Below are 15,166 nucleotides of genomic sequence, written 5' to 3' on the forward strand. Positions count from 1 at the left end.
ACATAAAAGGTCCGTTATATGACGGACCTTTGTTTTACTACTGAAAATTGAGACTAGCAATCTATTTGTTTAGGCAGAATTAAACTGTTGTAGAAACTTGCCGGCAGCTTTTCTTCAAGTGGTTTGTCAGCAGGTGATTGAGCCTTCCGTTGCGGCTTTTTTTGCGGCGGCTCAACGTGCTTTTTGTCGGCGTCTGCCGGTGCTGTTTTAAACTTGCGGGGGAAGGGTTTGGTTTCCCATTTAGCAGCCGCTTTTTTATATTCTAGTACTGGCTTTTGATAATAGGTCTTGTCAAACCCGGACAGCTTGTAGGCCAGTTTAGGCCGGGAGGAATCTGGGGGGTATCTCCAGTTACTTTTCTTCGGGTACTTGTCCGGCGCTTGCCGGTAACGCATCTGAACCCTTTTTTTTTGCCAGCTTGAGTCTGTCAGGCTGGTTTCCCCCTTTAGCGGCTTACGTTGATCTTTTTTAAATACGGGATGAGTGGTGTCAAGATTAAAATTGAAATTTTTATTGAATTTAGTAGAGTCCAGCTGGTATTCATATTTGTATGAATAGTTGAACTGGTTGACCTGTTTGAAGCTGGAATCGATTTTCAATTCCACGGTAGCGTCTGTTTCTGTGAAGAAGACCGTGTTGGCCTGGTAATTCAGATCATATTGTTTGAGTTGAGTATTGGGTGCGAAGTTGAATGCGGTATTTATCAGCGCCGAGTCTTTAAGCAGGCTCCTGTCGAAGTGCAGCGTGGTATCCAGCTGATAAGAATAATTGAACGTAGTGGCTGATGTTTGCCTGCCGGGCACTACTGTATCTTTGTTTTGCATGGTGGCAGGCGGCAGCACGGCTTTGCCCGCGGCTGGTTTGTAAATCACAAAAGATTGTACGGGGGCTTCCTGTACAGGTTGCGGCGCCGGAGGTTCCGGTATCATGCTGAAGGCAGAAATCACCACCAGCCCGATGATCAGTATTGATTTTTCCATAACTCCCAGTTTTTGATTTTCCTGCGTCAGCATTCGTTTAACGCGGTTCAGTAAATGATGTTTTTTGTGGATGATGGCCATCTGTAGCCCGTTTGCAGGCGTATGGGCGGCAAAGGCCACGAGGGCATGCAGGTAGCTGCCCTGCTGCGGCGTGTATGCCAGGGCTACGTCATCACAGCAGGCCTCCCGTTCGTCCCGCAGTCTTGCCGATATCCAGAGCAATGCAGGGTTGAAAAAGAAAATGCTCTCTACGAAGCTTTGTACAATATTTACCAGGTAATCTTTCCGGCGGATGTGCGCCAGTTCATGCAGCAGCACTGCTTCCACCTGGTCTGGAGGCAGCTGTGCCAGCAGCCCCAGCGGTATAAAAATGCAGGGTTTCAGGAACCCTACGGTGAGAGGTACCTGTACCAGGCCGGACTCAACCAGCTTCACCACCCTGCGGATACCTAACAGGCCGGCAAGCTGTTCTGCGCGGATTTTCCAGCTTTCATCAGGCTCATGCACCTGGTGGCGGCGGATGTGATGAATGTGGTAAAAGCCCATGCCCATCCTGAAACATTTGAAGAGGAATACAATACCCCATACAAGCATAATAAAAGGCGCATGTGTATTGAGATAGTTTACCAGCATGTCCCAATAACCGGCAGTGGTAAGCGCTGCCGGCGCAGCAGCTGAAACGGCGGCAGTTGAGACCGGTGTGGACGCTGGTTCGCTTACCGAACGCAGTTCCGTTACCAGCGTGGCAAAGGCCGCCAGTACGCAAAGCACCAAAATGCCTCCCAGCAGGTTGTAACGGCGCCGGGCAGAAGAGCGGCGGGTAAGGGCTAATACCACTCCAGCTATAATGGCTGCCAGCAGGCCTTGCCAGATAGAGTGAAGGAAGGTGCGGCAAATAGCCGGCAGTATTTCGGAGGTGAACATGAGGTAGTGGTTTGAAGTGATTATTTATCTATCTTCTTCAACAATTCCCGGATGGCATCCAGTTCTTTTTTGGATGTTTTTTTATTGCCCAGCAGCTGCATCATCAGGCTGCTGGCAGAGCCGTTATACAGTGTGTCTACAAAACGTTCCAGCAAATGGCCTTTGGTGGAATGTTCTTCTACTGCTGCGCTGTAAATATGTTTCATCTGGCTTTCGTCCCGTTTCAACCAGCCTTTTTCCACCATTATTTGCATCAGCTTGAGGGTAGAGGTGTACTGCACTTCCCTTTTCTGTTCGTTCAGCACATCATTTACCGTCCGCACGGTGGAAGGGCCCTGCTGCCATAATACCTGGAGTATTTCCAGTTCAGATTTGGTAGGCTCCGTGCTATTTTCTTTTTTATTCGGCTTCATAATTTAAAGGTAGGAAAAATTTCGTACGAAACAAATATTACCTAAGCCTGTTTCAGTATCTGAGCCGTTGAAATTTCGTGCAAGGCTATTGTGTTTCGGGATTTTTGTGTTGATTATCAATTTATTAAATGTTGGGATCGCCGCCAGCTTATCCAGCAAAAAATGCTTTGAAATTCCTTACATTCAGGGTATGAAAAACATACCATCACTGTATGAATGGGCGGGTGGCCAGCCTGTTTTTGAGCGGCTTACGGAGGTGTTTTATGCCAAGGTGCTGAAAGACGGGTTGCTGGAGCCCGTTTTCCGCCACATGAGTGCGGACCATAGCCGCCATGTGGCCCATTTCATTGCGGAGGTATTTGGCGGCCCGCCCGTTTATACGGGAGAAGACGGTGGCAGCCATGCCACTATGGTACGCCATCACCTGGCCAAAATGCTCACCGAAGCGCAGCGCCGCCAATGGATCAGCCTGCTGCTGGACAGTGCGGACGAAATAGGCCTGCCCGCAGACCCTGAGTTCCGGTCTGCTCTGGTGGGGTACCTGGAGTGGGGGAGCCGTATAGCTGTGATCAACTCACAAACTGACAGTAATCCTGTGAACGAGAGTGAGCCGATGCCGAGGTGGGGCTGGGGCGAGCCCGGCGGCCCTTATCAGCCGTAATGCAGCACCATAAGGAGACGAAAACTTTTTTGCCTTAACTTTTGACTTTTAAAAGTTTAGCCTGTATCTTTGCACTCCCGATTTAGAAATAAGCGGGATTTTTGGCGAGGTAGCTCAGGTGGTTAGAGCGTTGGATTCATAACCCAAAGGTCTCGGGTTCAACTCCCGATCTCGCTACACGACCCGATAACAATTGGTAATCAATTTGTTGTCGGGTTTTTCTTTTTAGTTTTATTTGAAATGAGAATACCAATTCCCATTTACTTTCTCAATGTAAATATAATCGGCATAGCGCTGCATGCCGCGGTGAGGTATGAGCTGAAAGCTTTTCCGCACAATGTACCGGTAAGCCCCTCCGGGGATATCGTTGCCAAAAATCTCCGCGGACAGGCCCTACAAAAAGGAATTGCACCGCATTTTGGGAATGAACGAAAACGAACTATCTTCCGCTGCAAAAAGGGATGAACAAACGTTCATCCCTTTTTTTATTTTGAAGGAGCCGCCGGTTAGTACGTCCATGCATTTTCATACGCTTCAATGATCACATCCTTTACCACGCCGATGTCGTTTGAGATGGAGTTCGTATTCCACGCCAGCTGTACATTGTTGGGGAAATGCGCGATCATCGTGTTGGTGCCGCGGAATTTGCTATCGTAAGCCATGCCGGCTTTAAAGTAGTAGGTGCCATGCCGTCCCCTGTATTTGCTGTCGAAGCCCATGAGCTTGTTTTTCATTCGCTGTAACATTGCGTCGGACACGATTTTTTTTGATTCCGCTGCTGCATGAACAAGCGCGAGTTCCTGTGCACTCATATACCAATTGCCCGCGCCGCCCGATTTATAGTTCGTATAAATTGAAATGCCGTGGTAAACAGGCTCCGAATAATTGTAGTATAGCGTTTGGCTGCTCCCGGGGGAATTTGGGTTCCAAACAGGGCCCAGGTTGTTCCAGGGGCCGAGGTCTACCAGAGAGTAATTAGATATGCCGGCAGGATAGAAGATCGCCTGGCGGACGTAGCTCCGGTAGAACTGCGATACGGCTTCATCTGCATTGTTATCTGACATTGCCGCGTACCAGCCCGCGCCGTTTACGATGCAGGCAAGCAATACCCGGCAAAGATGGTAGTTTACCACGGTGTTTTTAAAATAAGCATCGCCGTAACCCGTGGTAGGCGTTTGCATGGTGGTACGCAGTGAAGTATAATCGTAACCGATGTACTTCAGTCCGGATGTGTGAGATAGGAGGTGAGCAACGGTGATTTTCCTGTTTGCTACGGGAATGTTCCAGTTGAGAGGCAGCAGCTGCCATATATAGGCGTTTTCGTCCATGCCTTTGGCTTCCAGCGCTTTTAAAACTGCGAGCGCGGTAATGGTTTGTGTGGCCTCCGACGTTCCCTGGCGTGTAGTAGGCAAATAGGGATGATGCCCGTCCATCAGCCGCCGCGAATCGCCCCCCGTGATTGTTGTTACCACCTCTCCGTTTTGTGCAATCGCGAAGCCATAACCGATTGTTTTGCCCCCAAAACTTTTCATAAGGCTCTGGGTGAAAAGCGATTGGTTGAATTTGAGGGTAGTACCCGGTCCTTGGGCAAGAGCACCGCCTAATTTCTCTTTGGGGATGATATTCTCCGGCTTTTCACATCCGGCCAGCAGGGCGCCGGCGAACAGCAGTGTCGTGGCGGATCTTTTCAGTAAAGTTTTCATTTGTGTGGTTTGAGGTTCATGCGGCAAAGATGCGGCGCGCCCGGAAGAGGAGGGGGACTGTTTTAATGAATAGGGGTATTGGGTTAACAAAAACAGAATGCGAATTTTCAGGAAAATATCGAAATTTCCCGTTTTCTTTTCCCCCGGAAACCTACGCCAAGTCAGCAGCTACACGAACGAACCCATTAATTCTCATAGCAAGATATTTTGAGACCACGGTGGGGCGCCTATTTAGCAACAACCGCCTATTTTCCCTCCATTCTCTTGTTTTTCTCCCCAAATTGCTACTTTTGATACATATCAATCAAAATTAGGACCTTGCCATCCCCTGCTGCCGATATCGAAAAAAGCCTCTTGTCGCAGATCGCCGAGGGAAATGAACGTGCGTTCAGGCAACTTTATGACCTGTACTGGGCAAAGTTGTACAACTACCTGATCCGGATCATCAAGTCTCCTGAGATCACGGAAGAGATCGTGATAGATATTTTCCTGAAATTATGGACCGGCAGGGAACTGCTGCACAATATTCAGCATCTGGACGGCTTCCTGAGAAAGGTGGCTTACAACAAAGCCATGGATTTTTTCAAGATAGCCAGTCGCGATGAGCAGCTGAAGCGGATCGTTGCCCGTGAAATGGAAATGGAGGAGACCAGCGGCGCTGATCACCGGCTGCTTGATGGTGAATCGAGAGGCATACTCCAGCAGGCCATTCTCCAGTTATCTCCCCAACGCCGTCTTATTTTCACGCTTAGCAGGGAGAAGGGGTTAACACATGAACAGATCGCCCGGCAGTTGAACTTATCCCGCAATACCGTCCGCAATAGCATGGCAGAAGCCCTGAAATCCATTCGCCAATACCTCAAAAGCAATGATATTGAACCGCTGATAGCGCTTGGCGTGTTCTTTTCCTCTTGATCTACACCTTCTCTGAAAAAAATCCGGACAACCGGATAGTACTATCTGTATTTTTTAGCCGTCTTATAATTATGTCATCCAATCCAATCAGGTTAAAATATCTGTTCGAAAAGTATTTACAGAACAATTGCAGCAAAAGCGAATTGGACGAATTTTGGCAATTGATGTCTCAGCTTTCGGAGAACGACCTGGTGAGCGAAGAGATGACCGCTTTATGGGACAAGATGCCGCCGGAACATCAACCATCCGGAAGGACAGATAAAGAAAAGATCTATGCAAGCATCCGGGAAAGGGCGGTTGCGCAGCAAATAGACTACAACAGGCTGCATCAGAAAAGGCTGCATAAGCCGCTGATACGAACTCTAAAAATAGCGGCAGTATTATTTGCCTGTGTGGCGCTGGCCTGGTGGCAATGGGGCAGGAAAGAGCGACATGCCGCGCCACCGCTTGCAGCGGGGCATGCTCCTTCTCATGTACGCCAGGTGATCAGTTTGCCAGACGGCACCACCGCTATATTGAATAGCGATAGCAAACTGGATTATCCGCCCCTGTTCTCAGGGAACAGCCGCGATGTGTACCTGACAGGAGAAGCTTATTTTGATGTGCAGCAGCAGCCGGGGCGGCCTTTTGTAGTGCATACCGGGCAGTTTGCCACCACGGTATTGGGCACCCGGTTCAATATCCGGAACTATCCCGGAGAGGAGGACGTGGTTGTAACTGTTGCCAGCGGCAAGGTGAAAGTGTCTGGAAAAGAAAAGACACTGGGCATACTTGTCCGCAATGGCCAGATCATTGCAAATAAATCATCGGGAACGGCTTTACAGCGGGAAGTGGACGTGCGGCAGGTGACGGCCTGGAAACGGCAAAACCTTTTCTTCAAGAACATGACACTGGGAGAGGCCGTTGCCGTTCTTAACGATCATTATGACGTGACCATCCGGTTCCGTAACAATGAGCTGCGTCATTGCAGGTTTACAGGCACATTTTTGAGTGATAACAAGCTGGAGCAGGTGCTGGATGTGATCACCTCGGTAACGGACATCAGGTGGCAAAGGGAAAAAGATACCATCTGGCTGGATGGCAACGGCTGTACAGGAAAAGAATAAGCATATACCGAAAAAAAGGCTACACTGACTTGGGATCAGCGTAGCCCGGCGTTTTAAGTGTTTTGAGTACTTGAAAACTTCTCCAAGTTATGAAATTATTCATTATGGAGTTGTATGGCGATGCCGTGCTCCGCCAGGATGTCTCCTGAAAATGTGTATCTAATGCGCCTCGGTCCTCTATTACCTGTATTACTCTTTCTTTTCGTCAATCTATTACTGACGATGCCTGTGAATGGTCAAAATATTAAAAGTACGATGGTTACGATCAGCTTAAAAGATGAGCCGCTGGTAGCAGGTTTTCAGCAAATAGAACGGCAGACCGGTTTCAGGTTTGCTTATGTGGACGCGCTTGTGAGCCCGTACCAGCACTGGAACCTGCCCGTTGCTACACGCTCCGTGGAGGAAACGCTTGACCTGCTGTTGAACAATACCTCCCTCGTTTACAAAGTGAACCAGAACAGTATTGCCATACTACAGAGAAAAAAAAGTGCAGACAGCAGTTGCACGGTGCGCGGCAGAGTGTTTAACGAGGAGGGAATACCGTTACCGGGCGCAACGGTCATTGTAAAGAACAGCGGCCGCGGCGCCACAACGGATACAGCAGGGAACTTCACATTGGAGCAGGTTACGCTGCCAGCCCGGTTGCAGGTGCGCATGATAGGCTACGTTGCGCAGGAAGTGGAGCTAAAGGAAAAACGTAAGGCTCCTTTTTATATCTCGCTCAAAATCGATACAAGATCGCTAGACCAGGTAGTGGTGGTGGGATATAGTGCGCAAAAGAAAAGGAATATTATCAGCGCCATTGCCACTGTGCCGGGCACCGAAATACAAAAGGCGCCAACTTTAAATATCTCCAATGCCTTTGCAGGAAGAGTGCCGGGTGTACTCGCTACCACTACAAGCGGCCGGCCGGGCATTGGCGCATATTTCAGGATCCGGGGAAAGGTATCGCTCAACGAGCCGGGCCCGCTGGTGGTGATAGACGGCATTGTACGGAATGACGAGTATGGCAACATCAACCCGTATGAGGTGGAAACCATTTCAGTGCTGAAAGATGCGGCCGCCGCGGCGGTATATGGTGCGAGAGCGGCGGGAGGCGTGATACTGATCACTACAAAGCGGGGAACAGCGGGTAAGCCGGAAGTTACCTGGAACGGCTCCACCGGCACGGAAAGCCCTACACGGTATCCGCGCCTGATGAATGCGTACGAGTACGCTGCCTTATGGAACCAGGCCAGCCTGAATGCCGGCTATGATCCCGGTAATCCTGTTCATGCCAGCAGGTTCTACTCTGCACAGCAGCTGGAGGATTTTAGATCCGGCAAAGCGGGTACCGACTGGTGGAAGACCGTTTTTTCAGAGAAAGGTGCTTTATCGCGGCAGAATATTTCCATCAGGGGTGGCTCTGAAAACATCCGGTATTTTGGTATGCTGGGAACTGCGTACCAGCAGGGGTTATGGGATTCCTACAATTTCAGGCGCATCAACCTGAGGTCTAACGTGGACATGCGTGTCAACGCAACGCTCACCGCAGGGCTCAACCTGGAAGCAAGGCGCAGCACCACCCGCGCCGCTGGGCTGGATGCGTATAATATTTTCGAACATACGGTACAATCACCGCCCACCATCCCTGCATATACGGCCAGCGGTAGGTTTTATGACGCCTTGATCCCCCATCCGCTTGCGGATATCAAAGAAAGCGGAAAGAATATGCAGCGTGATGAGGTGTTTCAGGGAACGATATTCTTTGAGCAGCAACTGCCTTTTATTACCAAAGGCTTATCAATAAAAGGCACCGCGGCAGTGGTAAGACGCCAGTATTTTCAGAAGTGGTGGAGAACACCCTACCTGTTGTACCGGGAAGATAGCCAGGGGAATATCACCGGCGTGCGGTCTATCGGCATTGGAGACCAGGTGAGCACCTCGTTGTTTGAGGAGTCCCGGCAGTTCATCAACAACACCTGCAACATTTCGCTGAATTATGTGAAAACCGCCGGGAAGAGCGAGATCAGCGCGCTTGCCTTATATGAGCAGATTGGGCAGAACAGCGATTACTTTAACGCCAGCCGGCGGCAGTTCCCTACCAACTGGCAAGATTATTTTTTTGCCAGCGGCCCGGATCAGCAATCTATAGACGGAAGATCGGCCATTGATGATGCAAGGCGCTCGCTGGTAGGTATCGTGAATTTCACGTATAACAACCGGTACCTGGCAAATGTTACTGTACGTTATGATGGTTCTTACCGCTTTCCTCCCGGGAAAAGATGGGGGCTCTTTCCTTCTGTTTCGGCAGGATGGCGCTTGTCCGAAGAGCCATTTTTGCGCGACGCTGGGTTTTTCAGTGATCTGAAATTGAGGGCCTCCGCAGGCATCACCGGTAACGATAATGTTGGTGCATTCCAGTACCTCGATGAATATTTTTTTTCACAGGGGCAGGTGCCTGGAAGTTTTCCGCCGTTCTATGCGCCGGTACTGGATAATGAGCCTGCTATCGTATTGTACAACGGTGTATACGCCAACCGGAATATCACCTGGGAAAAGCTGCGCACGGCCAATATAGGGGTAGACGCAACGGTGCTGAAGGGCAGACTGGAGCTGAATTTCGATTATTATTTCCGCACAACTACCAATATGTTGTGGGACAAGGCACGCTCCGTTCCCGCAACATTTGGCAGAAGGCTGCCCAAAGAAAATTATGCGGAGATGAAAAGTAACGGATGGGAACTGGTACTGCATTACAATGGCCAGACGCGGGCGCTGCAGTACAACCTGGGCGTGCAGGGCTCTTTTGCTGCCAATGAGATCACAAGAATAGACGATCCCGTAAATGGCCCTTCCTGGGAAAAGCGGCAGCGCAGGCCAATCGGTTTTCAAATAGGATACCGGGCGGCAGGTATTTTCCAGTCTGAAGCGGACGTGGAGAAATGGTATGGTGGAATGCAATTTGGCCGGAAGCAGGCGCCGGGGGATATCAGGTATGAGGATGTGAACGGAGATGGCCAGATCACGGACCAGGACCAGGATGTGATCAGCCCATACGATGTGCTGCCACAGCTCACTTACGGCATTTCAGGCGGCCTGCAGTGGAAAAATTTTGACATGGATTTTTTATTCCAGGGCGCGGCCAGGCGGTCATTGATGCTGAGCATGGAAGCCATCACGCTTTTCCGGGGCGGCAAATACAACTCATTTGCGTACCTGATGGACGCATGGCAGCCCGAAAACCAGGATGCAAAGTATCCCCGTGCCACTATAGACGCCAGTTTTAACAATAGCCGGTATTCCACTTTCTGGTTGAGGGACGCATCATATCTAAGGCTAAAAACGATCAATATCGGCTATACGTTCAACTGGAACTGGCTGAAAAAAAATAACAGGAAGCTACGTATTTACGTTGCCGGGGCAAATCTCTTTACCTGGAGCCCTTTGAAAGAGTTTGATCCGGAGGCGGAGAACGGGATGGGATATTATTACCCGCAAATGAAAAATTTCACGGCAGGCGCAGGGTTTTCATTTTAGGCAGCGCAGGAACGCGGGCAACAATACGCTAAAATCAAGGATCATTTTACCAGTGCAGATCATCATGCGGTCTGCGCCTGGCCATCTATTGCGCATACTTTTTTAATCAGGCATGTTAAACAACCAAATATTAATTCGCACCAGTTATGAAAAAGAAATTGTTCTACGCATCAGGGATCATCCTGTGCTCCCTTTTCTCCAACTCATTGTTAGCGCAGGTAACAGACGTTACCGGCAAAGGTGGTATAAAAAAAGCCCAGTTTGTTCCGGACAAAACTGAAGAAGATATAGACAAGCTGTTCGACAATAATAAGAACACCAAGTATTGCTACGGCTTTTCCAGCAACCTGTGGGTGCAGTACCAGCTGCCCGAACCGGCCATCGTAAACCAGTACGCGTTGTCGTCTGCAAACGATGTTCCTGAAAGAGATCCCAGGAACTGGAAGCTGCTCGGGTCTGTGGACGGGAAAAAGTGGGTGAAGCTGGATAACCAGGCCAAAGAACGCTTTGACGAAAGGATGCAGACAAAAATCTACTCCTTTGAAAATACAACACCCTATACCTACTACCGCCTTCAAATTACAGCCAACAACGGCGATCAGGCCACGCAGCTGTCCGAATGGCGGCTGTTTTACGAGAAAAAATAGACGGTGACCGGTCACCACTTACCTAAATAATGACAATATGAAAAAGATCTTTACTGCAATGTCCCTGCTTTTGCTCGCCTCGGGAATATTGGAATCCTGTACCAGGGGGATAGATGTGTCTCCTTTTACGCGGGTGGTTGCCGTTGCGGATTTTACGGCTACCATTCAGGCTCCCAATAACCTCACGGTGAAGCTGGCAAACAAATCGAAGAACGCGAAAAGCATCACCTGGGATTTTGGTGACGGCAGCCCCGTTTCCAACGAAGCGGAACCAACGTATACCTACGCCGCTCCCGGTGATTATACCATCAAGTTGACGGTAACAAGCGTTACGGGTATTGAGTCTACTACAGAAAAGACCGTTACCACCAGGCCGGTAGACATTATTCCGCAGATCAACTTCACCTATGCGGAAGACCCGGTAAACCCGCTGAAAATAAAGTTCACCAACCAATCCGTGAACGGCATATCCTTCACCTGGGATTTTGGAGATGGCAGCCCTGTTTCCACGGAGGAATCACCGGAGCACCTGTATGCGGCAAATGGCAGGTATAACGTGGTGCTGACCGCAAAAAGCGTGACGGATAACGAGAACAGAAGGACCATCAGCATCAGGGTACCCAAACTAACGGCGCCGGAAATGATACCAATCGCTAATCCGGGTTTTGAGATGGACCCTAAAGACAGTTATGTAGTCACAGGCTGGGAACCGGTGAAGGTAAGTTATCCCGGCAGCCCGGGATGGGGCGGCTTTTTCATCGCGGAAAGCCCGAAGTCTGGCACGCGCTGCCTGCTTTTCTGGACGCCGTCTGTAGACCCCGGGAACGGTCACAAGTATGAGCTGGCCTATGTAGGCTCCGTTACCCAGCAGATCACCGGGCTGGAAGATGGCAAATACACTTTTAAAGTATGGATCAGCTCTACAGACATGGAAGGGATGTACCTGATCGCCAACGGCGGCGGGGCAGAGGTAAAAAAAGCGGTAGGCAGCAACAACGGGTATACTCAGCTGAGCATTGACTTTAACGTAGTTGGCGGAACGGCCAGGATCGGGTTTATGATGGACAGGCCGAAAGATATAGGAGATAACTGGAGCCCGAATTTCCAGGCGGATGATGCAGAGCTCTGGATCAATCCGTAACCGCCCGGTAAAGCAAATTTCGCATTCATCAAAAAACAATTATGAAAAACAGATTAGCCGCATTTATATTTTCCCTGCTTGTCATGGCTGGCCATAGCCAGGCGCTTGCAGGCGTAAGGGAAACGCTTCCGGCAACCGCCGTACCGCTGGCAGACATTGCCGTGAAAGGCACGGTCACCGATAAATCAGGAAAGGTGCCGGGCGTTACAGTATTGATCGAAGGTTCCAATAAACACACCATTACAGATGAAAACGGGAGCTATTCCATTACAGTTCCTGCCAACGGGGTATTGGTGTTTTCCATTGTGGGCTATAAAACCCAGCGGATACCCGTCAACAGCCGGGAAAGGGTAGATGTTACCATGACGGAAGAAGTTCGCGGGCTGGATGAAGTGGTTATCAAAGGATATACCTCGCAAACAAGGGCAAACCTGACCAGCGCTATCTCTACTGTTTCGGGAGAGGAGCTGAAGCAGACCGCCACCTCCAACATAACCAACGCATTGGCGGGGCGCGTTACCGGCGTGCTGGCCACCACACAGTCCGGCCGGCCGGGTATCGGCGCCTGGATACAGATACGGGGCAGAAGCTCCGTAAATGAGCCCGGGCCATTGATCCTCGTTGATGGGGTGGTAAGAGAAGATTTTGGCAATATAGACGCGAACGATGTAGCCAGCATTTCCATTCTGAAAGACGCATCGGCCACGGCCGTGTACGGAGCCCGGGCGGTTGGCGGCGTGATACTGATAACCACCAAACGCGGGCAGATCGGCAAGCCGTCTATCACCTACAGCGCTTCCACCGGTATTGAAAGACCCACTAAATACCCGGACATGATGAATGCGTATGAGTATGGGGTTACACGCAATCAGGCGCAGCTGAACGGAGGCTTTGACCCTGCCAATCCGTCACAGGCAAGCAAATTCTTTACGGCTGAGCAGCTGGAAGGCTTCAGGACCAACAGCACAGACTGGTTTAAGGAAACCTTTAAAGGCAACAGCACGTTGAGCCAGCACAACATATCTGTAAACGGCGGCACGGAAGCAGTAAGTTACTTCGCGTCTATGGGTTACACGAACCAGAACGGCATGTGGGACCAGTATAATTACCAGAGATACAATCTCCGTAGCAATGTAGACGCGCGGATCAGCAGTACCTTGAAAGTGGGGCTAAGCATCGATGCCAGCAGGGCCAATACCAATGCAGCCGGCCTCGATGCCTACCCGATCTTCATGCATGCCATACAAGCCGCTCCGATCTACAGGCCGTACAACTCTTCCGGACAGTTTAACCACCTCAACGGCCAGCCCAATCCCGTGGCTGAAACCAGTGAAACCGGGTACGACAGGAACCGTATTGAAACATTCGGCGCTACGCTTAACGCCGAACAGAAGCTGGACATTCTCACAACGGGCCTCAGCCTGAAGGGCACCGTTTCCATCATCAGGAATTCCACCTTGCATAAAGTCTTCAACACGCCCTACATGGTGTATAAAGACAACGGCGAGGCAAGCCTGATCAACGTCAACAATCTGAATAAAACGCAGCTCGATCAGAATGTGAGCGAAGCCAACCAGCTTACTATGAATGCTTCGCTGAACTATGCGCGGCAATTTGGAAAACATAATGTTTCAGCAATTGCATTGTATGAGCAGCTGGAAAACAAGGGTTTTATGATGGGCGGGCTGAAGCGGGATTTTGTGTCGTCCATAAAAGACGAATTGAACGCCAGCGGCCCGCTGGAGCAGTCGCTTTCGGGCACCTCCACCATTGGCGATGCGCGGAGGTCTTTTGTGGGGATACTGAACTATAGCTATGATAACAGATACCTGCTGGAGGCATCCGCCAGAAGGGACGGCTCTTACCGCTTTGCAAAATCCCAAAGGTGGGGGCTGTTCCCCGCCGTATCGGCCGGTTGGAGAATATCGGAAGAATCTTTTTTCAGGGAAACAAAAGCTTTCGATTTTATTGACAACCTGAAGATCCGTGCGTCCGTAGGTGAAACGGGGAACGACAAGATATCATCATTCCAGTTTATGGATTCCTATAACTATATGCAGGGAAAATATCCTAACATCTGGCCGGATTTCTTTCCACCGGTGATAGAGAACGAATCGCAGATCAACCTCGTGTCCGGTGTTTTCCCGAATTATAACCTTACCTGGGAAAAACTGGTCTCAAAAAATATAGGGCTGGACGCCACGCTTTTTAATAACCACCTGGGCATTGAGGCGGACTATTTTTTCCGGACTACCAGGGACATGCTCCGGCCTCGCATCCTGTCAACCCCTGCTACATTCGGCCGCAGGTTGCCGGATGAGAACTATGCCGAAATGAAAAGCAAAGGTGTGGAGGTAACGCTTTCGTACCGTGGAAACATCAATTCTTTCGGGTACAATTTCCGGTTCAATTTTTCATATGCTACCAACAAGCTCACCAAACTGGATGTGCCGGAAGGCATTGCAGACTATCAGAACAGCCTGGGCCGCCCGCTGAACGCAATGGTGGGATATGTAGATATGGGCCTGTTCCAGGACCAGAAGGAGGTAGATGACTGGGTAAACCAGTTTGGTGCCAAACCCAGCGTAGGCGATATCAGGTATGCGGACATCAGCGGAGACGGGGAAGTGACCGAAGCGGACCAGATGCAGATCAGCAATAATTCCGGCGCGCCGTTGATGGTGTTCGGCTTTTCTTCGGAGCTGCGCTGGAAAAACTTTGACGCCAACATTTTCTTGCAGGGGGCTGGTAAACGGACCATTATGCTGGGAGAGGAGGCAATGGTGTTTTTCAGAGCTGAAATAAACAATAGTTTTGCTTATCTTAAAGACTACTGGACGCCGGAGAACCCGGATGCAAAATATCCCAGGCCAACGATAGATTACAGCAACAACAACTCGCGCAGCTCTACTTTCTGGATGAGAGATGCCGCTTACCTGAGGCTGAAATCGGTGAACATCGGCTATTCTTTGAATACGCTTCCCTGGATGAGAAAGCACGGCATGAAGCTCAGGGTATATGTTGCAGGCACCAACCTGCTTACCTGGAGCCCCTTCAAGGAGTTTGATCCGGAGCTGGGCGATGGTACAGGCAGATCTTATCCGCAGCAGCGCAACCTTTCATTGGGCCTTAATTTTTCATTCTAAAGACTGTTTTT

At 50.1% G+C, this 15,166-nt stretch carries 10 protein-coding genes and 1 tRNA gene; 8 read left to right on the forward strand and 3 right to left on the reverse strand.

The window, feature by feature from the left end; all coding sequences use genetic code 11:
- Positions 1 to 53: 53 nt before the first annotated feature.
- Entirely contained in the window at positions 54 to 1,904 is a 1,851-nt protein-coding gene (locus tag ABDW36_RS18725; protein ID WP_343703457.1) for a M56 family metallopeptidase, read from the reverse strand.
- A 20-nt stretch (positions 1,905 to 1,924) separates the two neighbouring features.
- Positions 1,925 to 2,317, reverse strand: coding sequence for a BlaI/MecI/CopY family transcriptional regulator (locus ABDW36_RS18730; protein WP_343703458.1), 393 nt, complete (start codon positions 2,315 to 2,317; stop codon positions 1,925 to 1,927).
- Between the two features lie 190 nt (positions 2,318 to 2,507).
- Here ABDW36_RS18730 and ABDW36_RS18735 point away from each other — a divergent pair, with 190 nt between their 5' ends.
- Both ABDW36_RS18735 and ABDW36_RS18740 read left to right on the forward strand, forming a co-directional pair.
- On the forward strand, positions 2,508 to 2,978 hold the full coding sequence (locus ABDW36_RS18735; protein ID WP_343703459.1) for a group II truncated hemoglobin: 471 nt from the start codon (positions 2,508 to 2,510) through the stop codon (positions 2,976 to 2,978).
- A gap of 103 nt (positions 2,979 to 3,081) precedes the next feature.
- Positions 3,082 to 3,155: transfer RNA gene (locus tag ABDW36_RS18740), tRNA-Met, on the forward strand.
- A 329-nt stretch (positions 3,156 to 3,484) separates the two neighbouring features.
- Here the strand turns inward: ABDW36_RS18740 and ABDW36_RS18745 are convergent.
- Positions 3,485 to 4,681 carry a serine hydrolase gene (locus ABDW36_RS18745; protein WP_343703460.1) on the reverse strand — a complete coding sequence of 399 codons (1,197 nt, stop codon included), beginning with the start codon at positions 4,679 to 4,681 and terminating at the stop codon, positions 3,485 to 3,487.
- Positions 4,682 to 5,035: 354 nt separating this feature from the next.
- On the opposite strand from ABDW36_RS18745, the gene ABDW36_RS18750 reads away from it, so the two are divergent.
- From ABDW36_RS18750 to ABDW36_RS18775, 6 genes are all read left to right on the forward strand, one after another.
- Entirely contained in the window at positions 5,036 to 5,596 is a 561-nt protein-coding gene (locus ABDW36_RS18750; RefSeq protein ID WP_343703461.1) for an RNA polymerase sigma-70 factor, read from the forward strand.
- Between the two features lie 164 nt (positions 5,597 to 5,760).
- Complete coding sequence (locus tag ABDW36_RS18755) at positions 5,761 to 6,702, forward strand: FecR domain-containing protein (RefSeq protein ID WP_343703462.1); 942 nt, start codon at positions 5,761 to 5,763, stop codon at positions 6,700 to 6,702.
- A 255-nt stretch (positions 6,703 to 6,957) separates the two neighbouring features.
- Positions 6,958 to 10,221 carry a TonB-dependent receptor gene (locus ABDW36_RS18760; RefSeq protein WP_343703463.1) on the forward strand — a complete coding sequence of 1,088 codons (3,264 nt, stop codon included), beginning with the start codon at positions 6,958 to 6,960 and terminating at the stop codon, positions 10,219 to 10,221.
- A gap of 146 nt (positions 10,222 to 10,367) precedes the next feature.
- A complete protein-coding gene (locus tag ABDW36_RS18765) occupies positions 10,368 to 10,868 on the forward strand; it encodes a discoidin domain-containing protein (protein WP_343703464.1) in 501 nt (166 codons plus the stop codon).
- Positions 10,869 to 10,905: 37 nt separating this feature from the next.
- Entirely contained in the window at positions 10,906 to 12,009 is a 1,104-nt protein-coding gene (locus ABDW36_RS18770) for a PKD domain-containing protein (protein WP_343703465.1), read from the forward strand.
- Between the two features lie 41 nt (positions 12,010 to 12,050).
- The gene (locus ABDW36_RS18775) at positions 12,051 to 15,155 is read left to right on the forward strand and encodes a TonB-dependent receptor (RefSeq protein ID WP_343703466.1); all 3,105 of its coding nucleotides are present in this window, start codon (positions 12,051 to 12,053) and stop codon (positions 15,153 to 15,155) included.
- The last annotated feature ends 11 nt before the right edge of the window (positions 15,156 to 15,166 follow it).

Origin of the sequence: Chitinophaga sp., assembly GCF_039596455.1 — a bacterium.
GTDB lineage: Bacteria > Bacteroidota > Bacteroidia > Chitinophagales > Chitinophagaceae > Chitinophaga.

Coding starts and splice junctions, on each gene's coding strand:
- ABDW36_RS18725 (WP_343703457.1), bottom strand. CDS start 1,904: ATGTTCACCTCCGAAATACTGCCGGCTATTTGCCGCACCTTCCTTCAC.
- ABDW36_RS18730 (WP_343703458.1), bottom strand. CDS start 2,317: ATGAAGCCGAATAAAAAAGAAAATAGCACGGAGCCTACCAAATCTGAA.
- ABDW36_RS18735 (WP_343703459.1), top strand. CDS start 2,508: ATGAAAAACATACCATCACTGTATGAATGGGCGGGTGGCCAGCCTGTT.
- ABDW36_RS18745 (WP_343703460.1), bottom strand. CDS start 4,681: ATGAAAACTTTACTGAAAAGATCCGCCACGACACTGCTGTTCGCCGGC.
- ABDW36_RS18755 (WP_343703462.1), top strand. CDS start 5,761: ATGTCTCAGCTTTCGGAGAACGACCTGGTGAGCGAAGAGATGACCGCT.
- ABDW36_RS18760 (WP_343703463.1), top strand. CDS start 6,958: ATGGTTACGATCAGCTTAAAAGATGAGCCGCTGGTAGCAGGTTTTCAG.
- ABDW36_RS18765 (WP_343703464.1), top strand. CDS start 10,368: ATGAAAAAGAAATTGTTCTACGCATCAGGGATCATCCTGTGCTCCCTT.
- ABDW36_RS18770 (WP_343703465.1), top strand. CDS start 10,906: ATGAAAAAGATCTTTACTGCAATGTCCCTGCTTTTGCTCGCCTCGGGA.
- ABDW36_RS18775 (WP_343703466.1), top strand. CDS start 12,051: ATGAAAAACAGATTAGCCGCATTTATATTTTCCCTGCTTGTCATGGCT.